Source organism: Pseudomonas sp. TWI628, assembly GCF_039673865.1.
Taxonomy (GTDB): Bacteria; Pseudomonadota; Gammaproteobacteria; order Pseudomonadales; family Pseudomonadaceae; genus Aquipseudomonas.
Map to the genome: position 1 here is coordinate 63,337 of NZ_JBDJMM010000032.1, position 15,073 is coordinate 78,409.

The following is a 15,073-nucleotide window of genomic DNA, read 5'->3' on the forward strand; positions in this document are numbered from 1 at the left end:
GCCCCGTGAGCGACGCACTGCCAATGTCACCTGCCGAGTTCGAGCAGGCCCTGCGCGCCAAGGGCGCCTACTACCACATCCACCACCCGTACCATGTGGCGATGTACCAAGGCCGCGCCACCCGCGAACAGATTCAGGGCTGGGTGGCCAACCGCTTCTACTACCAGGTCAACATCCCGATGAAGGATGCCGCGATCCTGGCCAACTGCCCGGACCGCGAGGTGCGCCGCGAGTGGATCCAGCGCCTGCTCGACCATGACGGCGCGCCTGGCGAGGACGGCGGTATCGAAGCCTGGCTGCGCCTGGGCCAGGCGGTCGGCCTCGACCCCGACCAGCTGCGCTCCCAGGAGCTGGTACTGCCCGGCGTGCGCTTTGCCGTCGATGCCTACGTCAACTTCGCTCGCCGCGCCAGCTGGCAGGAAGCGGCCAGCAGCTCGCTGACCGAGCTGTTCGCCCCGCAGATCCACCAGTCGCGCCTGGACAGTTGGCCGCAACACTACCCGTGGATCGACCCGTCCGGCTACGAGTACTTCCGCACCCGCCTGGGCCAGGCCCGGCGTGACGTCGAGCACGGCCTGGCGATCACCTTGCAGCACTACACCACCCGCGCGGGCCAGGAGCGTATGCTGGAAATCCTGCAGTTCAAGCTGGATATCCTCTGGAGCATGCTCGACGCCATGAGCATGGCCTACGAGCTGAACCGCCCGCCTTACCACACCGTCACCCGGCAACGGGTTTGGCACAAGGGGATCGCCCTATGAATTTTGACCGCAAGCAAGTGCCAAACTGGCGCCCCGGCTACCGCTTCCAGTACGAGCCGGCGCAGAAGGGCCATGTGCTGCTCTACCCCGAGGGCATGATCAAGCTCAATGACAGCGCCGGCCTGATCGGCGTGTTGATCGACGGCAAGCGTGACGTGGCGGCGATCATCAAAGACCTCGAACAACAATTCCCTGGTGTGCCCGAAGTCGCCGACGACATCGAGCAATTCATGGAGGTGGCCCGTGCCGAACACTGGATCGTCCTCGCCTGAGGTACCGGTCGGCCTGCCGCTGTGGCTGCTGGCCGAGCTGACCTACCGCTGCCCGCTGCAGTGCCCGTATTGCTCCAACCCGCTGGACTTCGCCGCCCAGGGCCAGGAGCTGAGCACTGCACAGTGGTTCAAGGTGATGGCCGAAGCCCGCGAGATGGGCGCCGCGCAGATCGGCTTCTCCGGTGGTGAGCCGCTGGTACGCCAGGACCTCGCCGAGCTGATCGGCGAGGCCCGCCGACTGGGCTACTACACCAACCTGATCACCTCCGGCATTGGCCTGACCGAAGCGCGCATCGCCGCCTTCAAGGAGGCCGGGCTGGACCATATCCAGATCAGCTTCCAGGCCAGTGACGAGCAGGTCAACAACCTGCTGGCCGGCTCGAAGAAGGCTTTCGCGCAGAAGCTGGAGATGGCCCGTGCGGTGAAGGCCCACGGCTATCCGATGGTGCTCAACTTCGTCACCCACCGGCACAACATCGACAAGATCGACCGCATCATCGAGCTGTGCATCGCCCTTGAAGCCGACTTCGTCGAGCTTGCCACCTGCCAGTTCTACGGCTGGGCGCACCTCAACCGCCTGGGCCTGCTGCCGACCCGCGCGCAGCTCGAACGTGCCGAACGCATCACCAACGAGTACCGGGAAAAGCTCAAGGCCGAAGGCAGCCCGTGCAAGCTGATCTTCGTCACCCCGGACTACTACGAGGAGCGCCCGAAAGCCTGCATGAACGGTTGGGGCAGCCTGTTCCTGACCATCACGCCGGACGGTACTGCCCTGCCCTGTCACGGCGCCCGGCAATTGCCGGTGCAGTTCCCCAACGTGCGCGACCATGACCTGCACCACATCTGGTACGACTCGTTCGGCTTCAACCGCTTCCGCGGCTACGACTGGATGCCCGAGCCGTGCCGTTCGTGCGACGAGAAGGAAAAGGACTTCGGCGGCTGCCGTTGCCAGGCCTTCATGCTGACCGGCGATGCCAGCAAGGCCGACCCGGTGTGCGCCAAGTCGCCTGACCACGGCATCATCCTCAAGGCCCGCGAAGAAGCGGAGACTGCCCAACTCGCCATCGAAGAGATGACCTTCCGCAATGAGCGCAACTCCCGTGTCATCGTCCGCGGCTGACTTCAGCGCCGCCCAGGCCGTTGCCGCTGGCACTGACTTTGCCGAACTCAAGGTCAGTGCCGAGGGGCTGTTCTGGAACGAGTTTCGCCCGGCCGATGGTGCCTGCCGTATCTGGCAGTGGCGCGACCACCAGGCGCGGTGCCTCACAGCCGATGGTTTCAGCGTGCGCAGCCGGGTCTACGAGTACGGAGGCGGCAGCTTCTGCCTGGGCGGTGACGGGCTGCTGTTCGTCAACGAACAGGATCAGCAGGTCTATACCCAGAGCCTCGAAGGCAGTGCCCCACGCGCCCTGACCGACGATGCCGATTGCCGCTATGGCGATGTGCAGTGGCACGACGGCCAGGTGCTGGCAGTCGAAGAACGCCATGGCGAAAGCGTCGAACATCGCCTGGTGGCGCTGGAGGATACCCAGCGCGAGGTACTCGCCGAAGGTGCCGACTTCTATGCCTCGCCAACAGTCAGCGCCGATGGCCAACGCCTGGCATGGGTCGAATGGGACCGCCCGGCGCAGCCTTGGACCGTTACCCGGCTGATGTGCCGCGAACGCGACGCCAACGGTGACTGGGGGGCCGCGCGCTGTATCGCCGCCGAAGACGAATCACTGCAACAGCCGCGCTTCGACGCCGAAGGCCGCTTGTACTGTTTATCTGACCGCAATGGCTTCTGGCAGCCCTGGGGCGAGGTCGACGGCCACTGGCGGGCGTTGCCGGCCGAGCCCGCCGACCATGCCTCCGCGCCTTGGCAACTGGGCACCAGCACCTGGCTGCCAATAAATGCGCAACGCTATCTGGCCACCTGGTTCGAAGGTGGTATCGGGCAACTGGGCCTGCAAGATGAAAATGGCCGCATGGAGCGCTTCGCCAGCGCCTACACCCGGTTCCGCAACCTGGTCATGGATGCCGAACACCTCTATGCCGTCGCGGCTTCACCGATCAGCCCGCCAGCAGTGATCGCCATTGCCCGCGCCAACCATGAGGTCAGCGTGCTGGCCGGTGGCGCCGAAGTGCTGCCTGCAGCGCAGATCAGCCTGCCGCATTCGATTCATTACGACAGTGGCGGTGCGCTTGCCCATGGGTTTTTCTATCCAGCAAGCGGCATCAAGGGCCCTGCACCTTTGCTGGTGTTTATTCACGGCGGCCCGACCTCGGCCTGCTACCCGGTGCTCGACCCGCGCATCCAGTACTGGACCCAACGCGGTTTCGCCGTGGCTGACCTGAACTACCGGGGCAGCACCGGCTATGGCCGGGCATACCGCCAGGCGCTGCACCTGCGCTGGGGCGAAAGCGATGTGCAGGATGCCTGCGCCGCCGTCGAGCATCTGGCCGGGCAAGGGCTGATCGACCCCGGCAAGGCATTCATTCGCGGCGGCAGTGCCGGTGGCTACACCACCCTGTGCGCCCTGGCTTTCCACAACGTGTTCCGCGCCGGTGCCAGCCTGTACGGGGTCAGTGACCCGATTGCCCTGGGCCGGGCCACGCACAAGTTCGAAGGTGATTACCTGGACTGGCTGATCGGTGATCCGCAGCGAGATGCCAAGCGCTACCGTCAGCGCACGCCGGTGTTGCATGCCTCACGGATCAAGGTGCCGGTGATTTTCTTCCAGGGCGAGCTGGACGCCGTGGTGGTGCCTGAGCAGACGCGTTCGATGCTGGCGGCGTTGCAGGCCAATGGCATCGAGGCCGAAGGGCATTTTTATGCCGGCGAACGGCACGGATTCCGCAAAGCCGAGCACCTGGCGCATGCCCTTGAGCAAGAGTGGCAGTTCTATTGCCGGGTGTTGGAGGGCTGATGCCCCTGGGGCCGCAAAGCGGCCCCAGCATCCTCAGCGCTTGGCGATGATATAGACCGCATGCACGATCCCTGGGATGTAACCCAGCAGGGTCAGCAGTATGTTCAGCCAGAACGCCCCGCCAAACCCCACCTGCAGAAACACACCCAGCGGCGGCAGGATGATGGCGATGATGATGCGAATGAAGTCCATGCGGGTCTCTCCTGAAGGGGTTACATCAGAGACTAGCCACGCATCGCAGAGGTTCCACAGGCAAAAAAAAACGCCCCGGGCCAAATGAAACAGGCACGGGGCGATGCGCAGAAACGCCAGACGGTTCGTTGAATTCTTGATCAGGCCGGCATTTCGCGGCGGGCCTGTTGTTGCGCATGCAGGCGGGCAAAGGCCCGGGCCAGGCGCAGGAGCATTTCGTCGATGTTGCCCTTGCTCACGGTCAGCGCCGGCGAGAAGCGCACGACATCGGCCTGCGGCGCGTTCAAGAGCAAACCTTCGTGCAAGGCAGCCTCGACCAGTTCCTTGGCCAGGCTTTCCTGTAATTGCAAGGCCCACAGCAGGCCCTGGCCACGCACTTCACCCTGGCCATAGCGGCCAGCCAGGCGGCTCAGGCCATCGCGCAGATGGCGACCGCTGTCTTGCACCTGCTCGAAGAAACCAGGCTCCAGCACGGTTTCCAGCACGGCCAGTCCGGCGGCGCTCATCAATGCATTGCCGTGATGGCTGCCCTCCAGTTCGCCAGGTTCGGCACAGCAGGCTGTGCCGCGAGCGAGCAGGGCCGCCAGCGGCACACCACCGCCCAGCCCCTTGCCGAGGGTGATGATGTCGGCGCGCACACCGTAGGTCTGTTCTGCCAGTAATGCCCCACAGCGGCCGATACCCGTCTGCACTTCGTCGAGAATCAGCAGGATGCCCAGTTCCCGGCAGAGCTTTTCCACACCCTGCAGGTACTCGCGCGTAGCCGGAATCACGCCTGCCTGGCCCTGGATTGGCTCGAGCATGATCGCCACGGTGCGCGAATCGACCTCGGCATGCAGCGCCGCCAGGTCGTTGAACGGCACCTTGCTGAACCCCGGCAGGCCCGGTTCGCAGCGGTTGCACGGCAGCGGGTCGGAGGCCGACAGCGCGCCCAGGCTACGGCCATGGCAAGCCTGGCTGGCGGTGATGATGTGGTACGCGCCATTACGGTTCAGCTGGCCCCACTTGCGCGCCAGCTTGATCGCCCCTTCACAGGCCTCGGCACCGCTGTTGAGCAGGTAGGCCTGGTCGCTGCCAGTGCTCTGGCACAGGCGGTTGACCAGCGCCAGCAGGCCACGGCTGTGATAGCCCGCACCCGGGTTGATCAGCGCCTGGGTCTGGTTGCCCAGCGCCTTGACCAGCGCCGTCGGGCTGTGACCGAGGCTGTTGACCGCGCCGCCCTGGGTGAAATCCAGGTAGGCATGCCCTTCGTTGTCCCACAACCAGGAGCCTTGGCCACGCACAAACACTTGCGCCGCACGCTCGGCGCTCGGCATCAGACGTTCACGCGACAACTGCGGCGCATCCGCCACGATCACCGGTGCACGCTTGGGCTCGGCAACCGCGGCAGGGGCCGAACGGCGCAGGTTGAACAGGTTCATCGGGGCTCCAACCAATCACGGTAAAGGGCGGCCAGGGGTCCGGTCTTGCTGCCGGCGCTGGATGATTTTGCCTTGCCTATCAAAAGTGTTTTTCAAACGCGGTAACAATGAGCTGATTGATCGCTGTAACCCGTTGGAATACGGCGATAGACTAGGCTTCGGCAGCGTTCGCGGCCATTTCGTTTTCCCAGCTTTTTCGATAAGTATTACTTATGGATTTTCGCCAACTGCGTTATTTCGTCGCGGTGTATGAAGAAGGCCATGTTGGCCGCGCCGCCGAACGCCTGTCGCTGTCGCAACCGGCACTGTCACAGCAGATTCGCCAACTTGAACACAGCCTCGACCTCAGCCTGTTCGAGCGCAGCAACAAGCGCCTGCTGCCGACCCTGGCTGCACACACCCTGTACAACCATGCCCTGCCGCTGCTGGATGGCCTGCAGCGGGCCCATGAGGCCATGCGCAACTTCAAGGGCCAGTCATTGCGCACCCTGGCCATCGGCGTGCTGCAGACCGTGCGGCCAAGCCTGGTGCCACAGTTGCTGGAGCGTGTGCGCAAGGCCCAGCCGCATCTCGTGGTGCAAATCTATGAACTGTCGGGGCTGGAAATCGAACGGCGCCTGCTCAATGGCAACCTGGACATCGGCATCAGCTACCTGCCACCACGCCAGCCAGGGCTGCATGGCTCGCTGCTGTACGAAGACGAGTTGCAGGTTGTCATCCCGGCTACCCACCCCCTGAAGGACTTCAAGAAAGTCTCCATCAAGCAGGCCGCCGAATTACCCATGCTGATGCTGGGTGAGGAATTCCAGATCCGCCAGATCTGGAAGGAGCAACTGGCCGCACAGGGCCGCCGGCCGCAGGTGCAAGCCGAAATGAACAACATGGCGGGGATTCTCGACAGCCTGGCACACACCTCGTTGGCGACCATCCTGCCAGGGCGGGCCAAGGATGCCGCCGAAGATGACCAGGGTTTGCTGTGGAAACCACTGAGTGAGCCGCGTGTGCCGCTCAAGGTCGGCCTGGTGTTCCGTGATGCCCAGCGCCAGCAGGCCTCGGTGGAGCTGCTGCGCACGCTGCTGGAAGAAGAGACTGACGCCCGGCAGTTGGGCTCCACGCCGCTGGATGTGCTTGGCTGAAAAACACGCAGACGAAGAAAACCCCGCCGAAGCGGGGTTCTCTAGACTGTTTCCCTATGACATCCCTATCGCCCCGCCATCCTGGCAGGAAATCCTTCGTGTCCCTGTTCTGTCCTTTGCGCTTCCTGCGCAACGTCCATGTAGAAAGATTAACCGTGGATCCAATCTGACACCAGTGGCGAAAAGTCACCACGTCATGTAGGAAAAGGCTTACAAGACGTAGTCATTGGCAAACATTTCACACAATCAGAATTGCTCGGCATCCAGCAGGTACAACGACTCGCTGCCCGCCTTCACCGAAGCCGCCAGCGAGCTCACCCGCGGCAACAGCCGTGCGAAGTAGAACCGTGCCGTGCCCAGCTTGGCCGAATAGAACGCCTCGTCGCCCTCGCCCGTCTTCGCCGCACGCGCCATCAATGCCCACATGTAGGCATAGGCGACGTAGCCAAAGGCATGCAGGTACTCGACCGACGCGGCACCGATTTCATTCGGGTTGCCCTTCGCCTGCTCCAGCACCCATTCGGTGAGCCCGTCGAGCTGATCCAGGTAGGCGCCCAGCGGCTTGGTGAACTCGTCCAGCTGGCCATCAGCACTGGCAATGAACTGGCGAATCTCGTCAGAGAACAGCTTGTAGTACGCCCCGCCGCTGGCCACCACCTTGCGCCCCATGAGGTCCAGCGCCTGGATACCGTTGGTGCCTTCGTAGATCTGGGTAATACGCACATCGCGCACCAGCTGCTCCTGGCCCCACTCGCGAATGTAGCCGTGGCCACCGAATACCTGCTGGCCGTGCACCGTGCACTCCAGGCCAAGGTCGGTGAGGAACGCCTTGGCCACCGGGGTCAGCAGCGCCACCAGCTCTTCGCTGCGCTTGCGCGTGGCCGGGTCTTCGCTGTACTTGGCGCTGTCGAGCTGCATCGCCACATAGGTGGAGAAGGCACGACCACCCTCGATCAGCGCCTTCATGGTCAGCAGCATGCGCCGCACATCAGGGTGGACGATGATCGGGTCGGCGGCCTTGTCCTTGGCTTGCGGCCCTGTCGGGGCGCGGCTTTGCAGGCGATCACGGGCGTATTCCACAGCGTTCTGGTAGGAGCGCTCGGCCGACGCCAGGCCCTGGATGCCCACGCCCAGGCGTTCGTAGTTCATCATGGTGAACATGGCCGCCAGGCCCTTGTTCGGCTCGCCGACGATGTAGCCGACTGCCTCGTCGAAGTTCATCACGCAGGTAGCCGAAGCCTGGATGCCCATCTTGTGCTCGATCGAGCCACAGGTGGCCGGGTTGCGCGCACCGAGGCTACCGTCTTCGTTGACCAGGAACTTCGGCACCAGGAACAGCGAGATGCCTTTGGGCCCCGCCGGTGCATCCGGCAGCTTGGCCAGCACCAGGTGAATGATGTTCTCGGTCAGGTCATGCTCGCCGCCGGTGATGAAAATCTTGGTGCCGCTGACCTTGTAGCTGCCATCGGCCTGGGGCTCGGCCTTGGTGCGGATGATGCCCAGGTCGGTACCGGCGTGCGGTTCGGTCAGGCACATGGAGCCGGCCCAGACGCCGGCATACATGTTCGGCAGGTACTTTTCCTTCAACGCGTCACTGGCATGGGCGTTGATCGACAGGCAGGCGCCAGCGGTCAGCATCGGATACAAGCCGAAGGACAGGCTTGAGGCGTTGACCATTTCCTCGACCTGGGCCGAGATCGCCTTGGGCATGCCCATGCCACCGAATTGCGGGTCACCGCCCACGCCCACCCAACCGCCTTCGGCGTAGGTGTTGTAGGCCTCGATGAAGCCGGCGGGTGTTCGCACGGCACCGTTGTCCCAGTGGCAGCCTTCTTCGTCGGCGGCGCGGCTGAGCGGGGCGATGCGCTTGCTGGTGACCTTGCCGGCTTCTTCCAGCACCGCCATGGCGGTGTCCGCGTCGACCGCCTCGGCCAGTTCGGGCAGCTGCGCCCACAACTCGGCCACATTGAAGACTTCATTCAGTACGAAGCGCATGTCGCGCAGGGGCGCTTTATAGTCAGCCATGACAACCTCTCGCTGGTCGGGTCGGGGCGGCCACACGGACCGCGGCACGGGGTTCGTAAAAAAAACAACCCGGGGTTGAATCCAGTGTAACCGAACAACTTTTGCGAGACATAGGGTCATCACGCGACCATACAGTCTACTTTGGTCACGCCATACGCACGGCCCCGCGCTGGGATTGTTGACCATAGACCATGACACAGTTGCGCCCCGCCCCTTTGGCACTGTAAAGCGCCTGGTCGGCGGACTTGAGCACTTCTTCCGGGTTGCGATGGTCGACCTGGCGCTCGGCCACGCCGATGCTGATGGTCACCGATACCGTACCGCTGGCGCCGCCACTGCGGCGCTGACGCCCGGCTGAATCGTCCTGCGGGCGGCTGTTCTGGTCACGCAGGTGCATGGTGTAGTTGGCGATCATCTCGCGCACTGCTTCCACATGCGGCACGCACTCTTCGGCGGTCTTGCCGGCGAACACCAGGGCGAACTCCTCACCACCGTAGCGATAGGCGCGGCCACCACCGGTAACCTTGGACAACCGGCTGGCGACCAGCCGCAGCACCTGGTCACCGACATCGTGGCCATGGGTGTCGTTGAATTTCTTGAAGTGATCGACGTCAGTCATGGCAATCACGTAGTTGCGGCCCAGGCGCTGCATGCGCTCGTTCAACGCACGGCGCCCCGGCAATCCGGTGAGTTCGTCACGGAAGGCCATCTGGTAGGCCTCGTGCGATACCGCAGCAGCAATCATCAGCATCACCTGGCTGCACATGATGTTCAGGGTGAAGGGCAGGATGAAGGTCTTGGGCAGCATCCAGAAGATGCCGACCAGGCCGATCAGCTGCGCCGCATGCAAAGGCCGGGGCTCACGCAGGTATTGCACGACCAGCAGAACAAACACCACGAAGAACACCGGGTAGACCATCTGGATCAGGCTCATCCACTGGCCATGCAGCGACGGCCAGCGGATCTCCGCCAACCAGGTCAGCAGCGCCTGCGGGAAGCTCTGCTCCAGGGCCACGGCCACGCTGCCGACAGCGAACAGTACGGCGAAGCGGGCCAGCAGGTCCTGGGCCAGGTGGGTACGCTCCTGCCAGGCGCCGAACAGCCCGTACAACGCGGGCAGCAGCAGGCACACCAGATGGAAGATCACCGCCGCATCCTCGCGCACGCGGCCGTTGTCACGATAGAAATCGGTCTGCGTGTCGAGCAGGAAATAGGCGATGTACACCGTGACCATCAGGAACAGCTCACGCTGGCGGCGATACACGGCGCAGTATGCGCCGCCCAGCAGCAGGACCAGGGTGGGGAGGACGTTGAACAGTGATGTGAAGAAGACGCTGAGGTCTCTTACATAAGCCGCCGCAAGCCCGGCCAGCAGCAAAAAAAGCGAAGGCAGGAAATGGCTCGCGCGAACAGCGTTTAGACGAAACAAGGGTAATCTCCGACCCGGCAGATCAATAATAGCATTGTGCCTCTACTTCATCGGCAGCACACGTGAATAGATGAGTACACCGGTGTGTGTTAACGGCAGTGGGAGTGGAGGGCTTGAGCTTTTCTTGTAACGGCATCTTTGCGGGCTACTGAAAAAGAGCGTCACTGGCATCCATCAGACGCCAGTGACGCAAAGGGCAAGAGCGCTACAAGTCGTTGTTGTAGGGCAGCAGTGGCCCCTGCGCAGTGGAGCGACCTGAGGCACCCACGGCATTGAGCTGGAACTCGGCGTCCAGCGCTTGCCGAGAGGTGATCTGTGCGCTGGCCGGTTTTTGCCCGACCGAGTTTTCATCGCCCTTCTCACCCTGTGGCAGCACCAGCGACGGGTGATCGAACGGTGCCCGTTCCCAGGCGACGCGTGGATCGGTCAGGCCGACTTCCATGAACTTGACCAGTGCATCCACTTCATCCGGCGTCAGGTTCAGCGGGGTCATGTCCGGATCGAGGTTGGAGCCGTTGTGCTGGTTGACTGCCGGGTGCTCGAAGCCACTGGTGTTGCTGGCGTCCTCGCCACGCCGGTCACCGCCGCGGTTGTAGAACTCCATCACCTGCTGCAGCGTTGCCCGGCTGCCGTTGTGGAAGTACGGCCCGGTCAAGGCGATGTTGCGCAGGGTCGGGGTCTTGAAGGCGCCATCGACCGAGTCGCGGAAACCGACACTGGGCTTGAGTGTCGGGTCGCAGGGGATCGCTGCGCTCAGCGGCACTTCGAAGGTGCACACATCGACATCCAATGGGTCAGGGATATTCCCGCCTTGCAGCTGGGTGTTGTATTCGCGGGTGAAGGACAGTGGGTTGCCCCAGGCGTCCGAGCCCCCCAGCGCCAGGTCCTCGGAGGTCGGGCGCACACCGGTGTTGTAGAACCCGTTGTCGTAGAGCGTGGTCAGGCCGTCGGCCATGACCATGCGCTCGATGCGCTCACGAGGCTGGAACAGCAGCCTGCTGCCGGCGTTGGTCAACTCCGCGCCACCATGGCAGCTGACACATTTGCCCTTGCCCAGGAACAGCTCCATGCCTTGCACCTGCTGGGCGCTCATGGCGGTGTGATCGCCCTGCAGATAGGCATCCAGCGGTGCCTGGTCGGAGATCAGCGTCGACTCGTACATCTGGATCGCCAGCCCGAAGAACAACGGGAAGTTTGCCTCCATCTGGCTGTAGGGCTCGCTGCCCAGAAAGACCTGTTGGGTGGCATTCCACAGGCGGGGCTGGAAGGCGTTCTTGATCAGTTCGCGATAGGTCGGCCGGCGGGCACTGGAGACTGGCCCAAGCACCGAGTCGGTAGGCGAAATCTTCTGCCCCTTGAGCATCATGGTGTCGAGCATGCGCCGGCCAATGTCGGCGAAGGTGCGCCCGCCACAGGACATTTCCACCGCGCTGCCGGGAGGCCCGACGGCTTGCGAGGCAGCCGAGGCATCCTTGAGGGCCAGGCGCACCTTGACCGCCACGCCACTGGCATCCTTGGTCACGAAGATCCCTGCATCCGGGTCGCGGTTACCGAACGGCGAGAGGCCGTTGAATATGTTGTTGGCCCGACCATCCCAGAAGTTGCGCACGTTGAATGCCGCGTTGATCACCGACGGCGCATTGCGCCCGGTGGCGCGGCGCACGTTGATGCCGCCCACCTGGAAAATACCATCCGGTTGCTGGGTACATTTGTCGAAGCGCGACTGACGGGGTTTGACGAAGTTGGCGTCGAACACACCTTGCGAGCCGATGACGTCATCGCTCGAATAGACGATCGCCGAGTTGCGATCCAGAGGGTTGGCCAGCACGTGAGTCGGGAAGTCGCCTTTTTTCAACGTGTAGTTCGGGCCGCCCTTGCCACCGGAGCGTGTGGCGTAGCTCGGCACGTCGCCGGGAATGTCGGCGGCCGTGAACGGCTTGTTGAAGATCGACGCTACGTTGGCATTGGTATTGGCCTGGCCTGGGTTGATCTGGTTGGTGACCCGGTGATCGACACCCGCGTGGTAATGGCACGACGCGCAGGCGGTGGCGCCGTCACTGCCGATCGCCATGTCCCAGAACAGGGCCTTGCCCAGGAGCACCACCGCCCCGCGATTGATCACGTAATCGGACATCAGGTCGACCTTGCGGCCACCTTCGGTACCTGAAGGGTCCGGCGGCGTCATGCCTCGCAGTGAGTGCAGGCTGGGGACATCCGGCACGACCGGTACGGTCCCGGCCGGGTCCGCAGCCCGAACACTGGTCAAAGGAAGGCCGGCGGCGAGTGTCATCGCTATCGCACAGGCCAGGCGGGGGATTCGCAAGTTACTCAGATAGTCGACCATGATGGACTTCCCGACGGCTCAGGTTTTTCAGGCTGATCGTTCACGCAAGCAAGTGCGCTTAATGCCACCATAGCTGTAACAAAGTATTTCAGCATGAAACATCTAATTATTTTTTATACCGGTTTATTTAGGCACTCATATCAATAACTGCTGACACCCAAACTGCCTCAGTTCCGGTGTAATTTCGCCCCCACAAGTGGGGAGCATCCCCCAAACTTCCCACACGAAGCGTTCACAAACCCAACGAAAGGCCCAGCCTAGAAGCATCCAGCACGACAACTGCGAGCAGGCAAAACCTGGCAATGTATTTGCAATATCAGACTAAACGGGAGAGCAATAGTTAGCGAAACCTGAAATTCGACAAAACTAACGCCCACAAATAATGGCACCTGTGCGCACCCGAAAGTTGCGCTGCGCCAGCTATGCTTAATTGAAGATACGGAAGCAGAAAGATTAATTAAAACAGGTGAAGTTAAAAATCAAAGCAAAAAAAACGCCGCTCACTAGGAGCGGCGTTTTCTTCGGTACCTCACCAGGGCTTAGTAACCCAGAGAGAAGTCTTCTTCCTTCATGTCCATCAGGTTGTTGGCGCCCGACAGCATGGTGGCCACGTGAGTGCGGGTACGCGGCAGGATGCGCTGGAAGTAGAAGCGCGCGGTTTGCAGCTTGGCAGTGTAGAAAGCCTCTTCGCTGGTGCCGGCTGCCAGTTTTTCAGCCGCCAGGCGGGCGATGTCAGCCCAGAAGTAGGCCAGGCACGCATAACCGGAATACATCAGGTAATCCACCGAGGCGGCGCCGACTTCCTCGCGGTCCTTCATCGCGGCCATGCCCACTTTCATGGTCAGCTCGCCCCACTCCTTGTTCAGCGCAGCCAATGGCTCGACGAACTCCTTGACCGCGTCATTGCCTTCCTGCGCCTGGCAGAACTTGTGCACGATCTTGGTGAAGCCCTTGAGCGCTTCGCCCTGGGTCATCAGCACCTTGCGGCCCAGCAGGTCGAGGGCCTGGATGCCGGTGGTGCCTTCGTACAGCATGGAGATGCGGCTGTCGCGCACGTTCTGCTCCATGCCCCACTCGGCGATGAAGCCGTGGCCGCCGTAGATCTGCACGCCATGGTTGGCGGCCTCGAAGCCGACCTCGGTCATGAACGCCTTGGCGATCGGGGTCAGGAAGGCCAACAGGGCGTCGGCCTTCTTGCGCTCTTCCTCGTCCTGGCTGTACTTGACGATGTCCACCTGCTTGGCGGTGAAGTACACCATCGCACGGTTGCCTTCAGCGAAGGCCTTCATGGTCAGCAGCATGCGACGCACGTCCGGGTGGACGATGATCGGGTCAGCGGCCTTGTCGGGTGCTTTCGGGCCGGTCAAGGAACGCATCTGCAGGCGCTCACGGGCGTATTTCAGGCCGCCCTGGAACGCCACTTCAGCGTGTGCCAGGCCTTGCAGCGCGGTACCCAGGCGTGCGGTGTTCATGAAGGTGAACATGCAGTTCAGGCCTTTGTTGGCCGGGCCGATCAGGTAGCCGGTGGCACCGTCGAAGTTCATCACGCAGGTGGCGTTGCCGTGGATGCCCATCTTGTGCTCGATCGAGCCACAGCTCACGCCGTTGCGCTCACCCACGCCGCCGTCGGCGTTGGGCAGGAACTTCGGCACGATGAACAGGGAAATACCCTTGGTGCCCGCTGGGGCATCCGGCAGACGCGCCAGCACGATGTGGACGATGTTGTCGGCCATGTCGTGTTCGCCGGCCGAGATGAAGATCTTGGTGCCAGACACTTTGTAGCTGCCGTCGGCCTGGGGCTCGGCCTTGGTGCGCAGCATGCCCAGGTCGGTACCGCAGTGGGGCTCGGTCAGGCACATGGTGCCGGTCCATTCGCCAGACACCAGCTTGGTCAGGTAGGTGTGCTGCTGCTCGGCAGTGCCGTGGGCGGAGATGGTGTTCATCGCGCCGTGGGACAGGCCTGGGTACATGCCCCACGACCAGTTCGAACCACCGACCATTTCGCTCAGGGCCAGGCCCAGCGACTCCGGCAGGCCCTGGCCGCCGTGCTCGACGTCATGCGCCAGGCTCGGCCAACCACCTTCGACGAACTGCTGGTAGGCCTCCTTGAAACCGGTCGGGGTCTTCACGCCCGACTCGCTCCAGGTGCAGCCTTCCTGGTCACCGACGCGGTTCAGCGGCGACAGCACCTGCTCACAGAACTTCGCGCCTTCTTCCAGGATCGCGTCGACCATGTCGGGTGTGGCGTCCTGGCAACCCGGCAGGCTCTGATAGTGCGCCTCGTAGCCGAGCAGCTCGTCGCGGACGAAACGAATATCACGCAAGGGGGCTTTGTAATCAGGCATTGCGATGAACCTCTGTGATGAGTTCGGTAGGGGACCGCTGATACCGACCAGCTCTTGTCGGCTTTCGGTCAAACAGTTGTTTGAAACTTACGTTTAGGACCGCCCGATGTCAAGGAGGGACTATGGTGCCATTTACGCCGCGAAAGATGGCGTTTGTGCCATTGCATTAAATCGCAGGCAGAAACGACTGTGGGAGCGGGTTTACCTGCGAATGCGTCAGCCCAGACACCAGAGATGTC

Annotated in this window: 11 protein-coding genes; 5 read left to right on the forward strand and 6 right to left on the reverse strand. The window is 62.7% G+C overall.

Going from position 1 to position 15,073, the window contains the following annotated elements:
• Positions 1-23 precede the first annotated feature (23 nt).
• Genes pqqC through ABE528_RS22565 form a run of 4 tightly spaced genes read left to right on the forward strand, consistent with a single transcriptional unit; the run spans position 24 to position 3,942 of the window.
• On the forward strand, positions 24-761 hold the full coding sequence (gene pqqC / locus ABE528_RS22550; RefSeq protein WP_346654108.1) for a pyrroloquinoline-quinone synthase PqqC: 738 nt from the start codon (positions 24-26) through the stop codon (positions 759-761).
• Positions 758-1,033: a pyrroloquinoline quinone biosynthesis peptide chaperone PqqD gene (gene pqqD / locus ABE528_RS22555; protein WP_346654102.1), complete on the forward strand. Its 276-nt coding sequence runs from the start codon at positions 758-760 to the stop codon at positions 1,031-1,033. The genes pqqC and pqqD overlap by 4 nt, the downstream gene beginning before the upstream one ends.
• Positions 1,005-2,153: a pyrroloquinoline quinone biosynthesis protein PqqE gene (pqqE, locus tag ABE528_RS22560; protein WP_346654103.1), complete on the forward strand. Its 1,149-nt coding sequence runs from the start codon at positions 1,005-1,007 to the stop codon at positions 2,151-2,153. The genes pqqD and pqqE overlap by 29 nt, the downstream gene beginning before the upstream one ends.
• Positions 2,119-3,942 (forward strand): S9 family peptidase, encoded by a 1,824-nt coding sequence (locus ABE528_RS22565; RefSeq protein ID WP_346654104.1) that lies wholly within the window; start codon positions 2,119-2,121, stop codon positions 3,940-3,942. The genes pqqE and ABE528_RS22565 overlap by 35 nt, the downstream gene beginning before the upstream one ends.
• A 33-nt stretch (positions 3,943-3,975) precedes the next feature.
• Here ABE528_RS22565 and ABE528_RS22570 read toward each other — a convergent pair whose 3' ends face one another.
• Together ABE528_RS22570 and ABE528_RS22575 are read right to left on the reverse strand one after the other, a co-directional pair.
• The gene (locus tag ABE528_RS22570) at positions 3,976-4,134 is read right to left on the reverse strand and encodes a YqaE/Pmp3 family membrane protein (protein ID WP_009681539.1); all 159 of its coding nucleotides are present in this window, start codon (positions 4,132-4,134) and stop codon (positions 3,976-3,978) included.
• A 140-nt stretch (positions 4,135-4,274) separates the two neighbouring features.
• Complete coding sequence (locus ABE528_RS22575) at positions 4,275-5,555, reverse strand: aminotransferase class III-fold pyridoxal phosphate-dependent enzyme (RefSeq protein WP_152957975.1); 1,281 nt, start codon at positions 5,553-5,555, stop codon at positions 4,275-4,277.
• Positions 5,556-5,767: 212 nt separating this feature from the next.
• On the opposite strand from ABE528_RS22575, the gene ABE528_RS22580 reads away from it, so the two are divergent.
• Complete coding sequence (locus ABE528_RS22580; RefSeq protein ID WP_346654105.1) at positions 5,768-6,691, forward strand: LysR family transcriptional regulator; 924 nt, start codon at positions 5,768-5,770, stop codon at positions 6,689-6,691.
• A 246-nt stretch (positions 6,692-6,937) separates the two neighbouring features.
• On the opposite strand, the gene ABE528_RS22585 is transcribed toward ABE528_RS22580, so the two are convergent.
• From ABE528_RS22585 to ABE528_RS22600, 4 genes are all read right to left on the reverse strand, one after another.
• Positions 6,938-8,716, reverse strand: coding sequence for an acyl-CoA dehydrogenase C-terminal domain-containing protein (locus ABE528_RS22585; protein ID WP_346654106.1), 1,779 nt, complete (start codon positions 8,714-8,716; stop codon positions 6,938-6,940).
• A 145-nt stretch (positions 8,717-8,861) separates the two neighbouring features.
• On the reverse strand, positions 8,862-10,145 hold the full coding sequence (locus tag ABE528_RS22590) for a GGDEF domain-containing protein (protein ID WP_152957972.1): 1,284 nt from the start codon (positions 10,143-10,145) through the stop codon (positions 8,862-8,864).
• 205 nt (positions 10,146-10,350) lie between these two features.
• Positions 10,351-12,489 (reverse strand): cytochrome c peroxidase, encoded by a 2,139-nt coding sequence (locus ABE528_RS22595; protein WP_346654107.1) that lies wholly within the window; start codon positions 12,487-12,489, stop codon positions 10,351-10,353.
• A gap of 539 nt (positions 12,490-13,028) precedes the next feature.
• The gene (locus ABE528_RS22600) at positions 13,029-14,834 is read right to left on the reverse strand and encodes a phenylacyl-CoA dehydrogenase (RefSeq protein WP_152957970.1); all 1,806 of its coding nucleotides are present in this window, start codon (positions 14,832-14,834) and stop codon (positions 13,029-13,031) included.
• Positions 14,835-15,073: the final 239 nt, after the last annotated feature.

Bases quoted from the DNA above. Each gene is read 5' to 3' on its own strand.
- ABE528_RS22595 (WP_346654107.1), bottom strand. From the start codon at position 12,489: ATGGTCGACTATCTGAGTAACTTGCGAATCCCCCGCCTGGCCTGTGCG.
- ABE528_RS22565 (WP_346654104.1), top strand. From the start codon at position 2,119: ATGAGCGCAACTCCCGTGTCATCGTCCGCGGCTGACTTCAGCGCCGCC.
- pqqD (WP_346654102.1), top strand. From the start codon at position 758: ATGAATTTTGACCGCAAGCAAGTGCCAAACTGGCGCCCCGGCTACCGC.
- ABE528_RS22570 (WP_009681539.1), bottom strand. From the start codon at position 4,134: ATGGACTTCATTCGCATCATCATCGCCATCATCCTGCCGCCGCTGGGT.
- ABE528_RS22580 (WP_346654105.1), top strand. From the start codon at position 5,768: ATGGATTTTCGCCAACTGCGTTATTTCGTCGCGGTGTATGAAGAAGGC.
- ABE528_RS22575 (WP_152957975.1), bottom strand. From the start codon at position 5,555: ATGAACCTGTTCAACCTGCGCCGTTCGGCCCCTGCCGCGGTTGCCGAG.
- ABE528_RS22585 (WP_346654106.1), bottom strand. From the start codon at position 8,716: ATGGCTGACTATAAAGCGCCCCTGCGCGACATGCGCTTCGTACTGAAT.
- pqqC (WP_346654108.1), top strand. From the start codon at position 24: ATGTCACCTGCCGAGTTCGAGCAGGCCCTGCGCGCCAAGGGCGCCTAC.
- ABE528_RS22600 (WP_152957970.1), bottom strand. From the start codon at position 14,834: ATGCCTGATTACAAAGCCCCCTTGCGTGATATTCGTTTCGTCCGCGAC.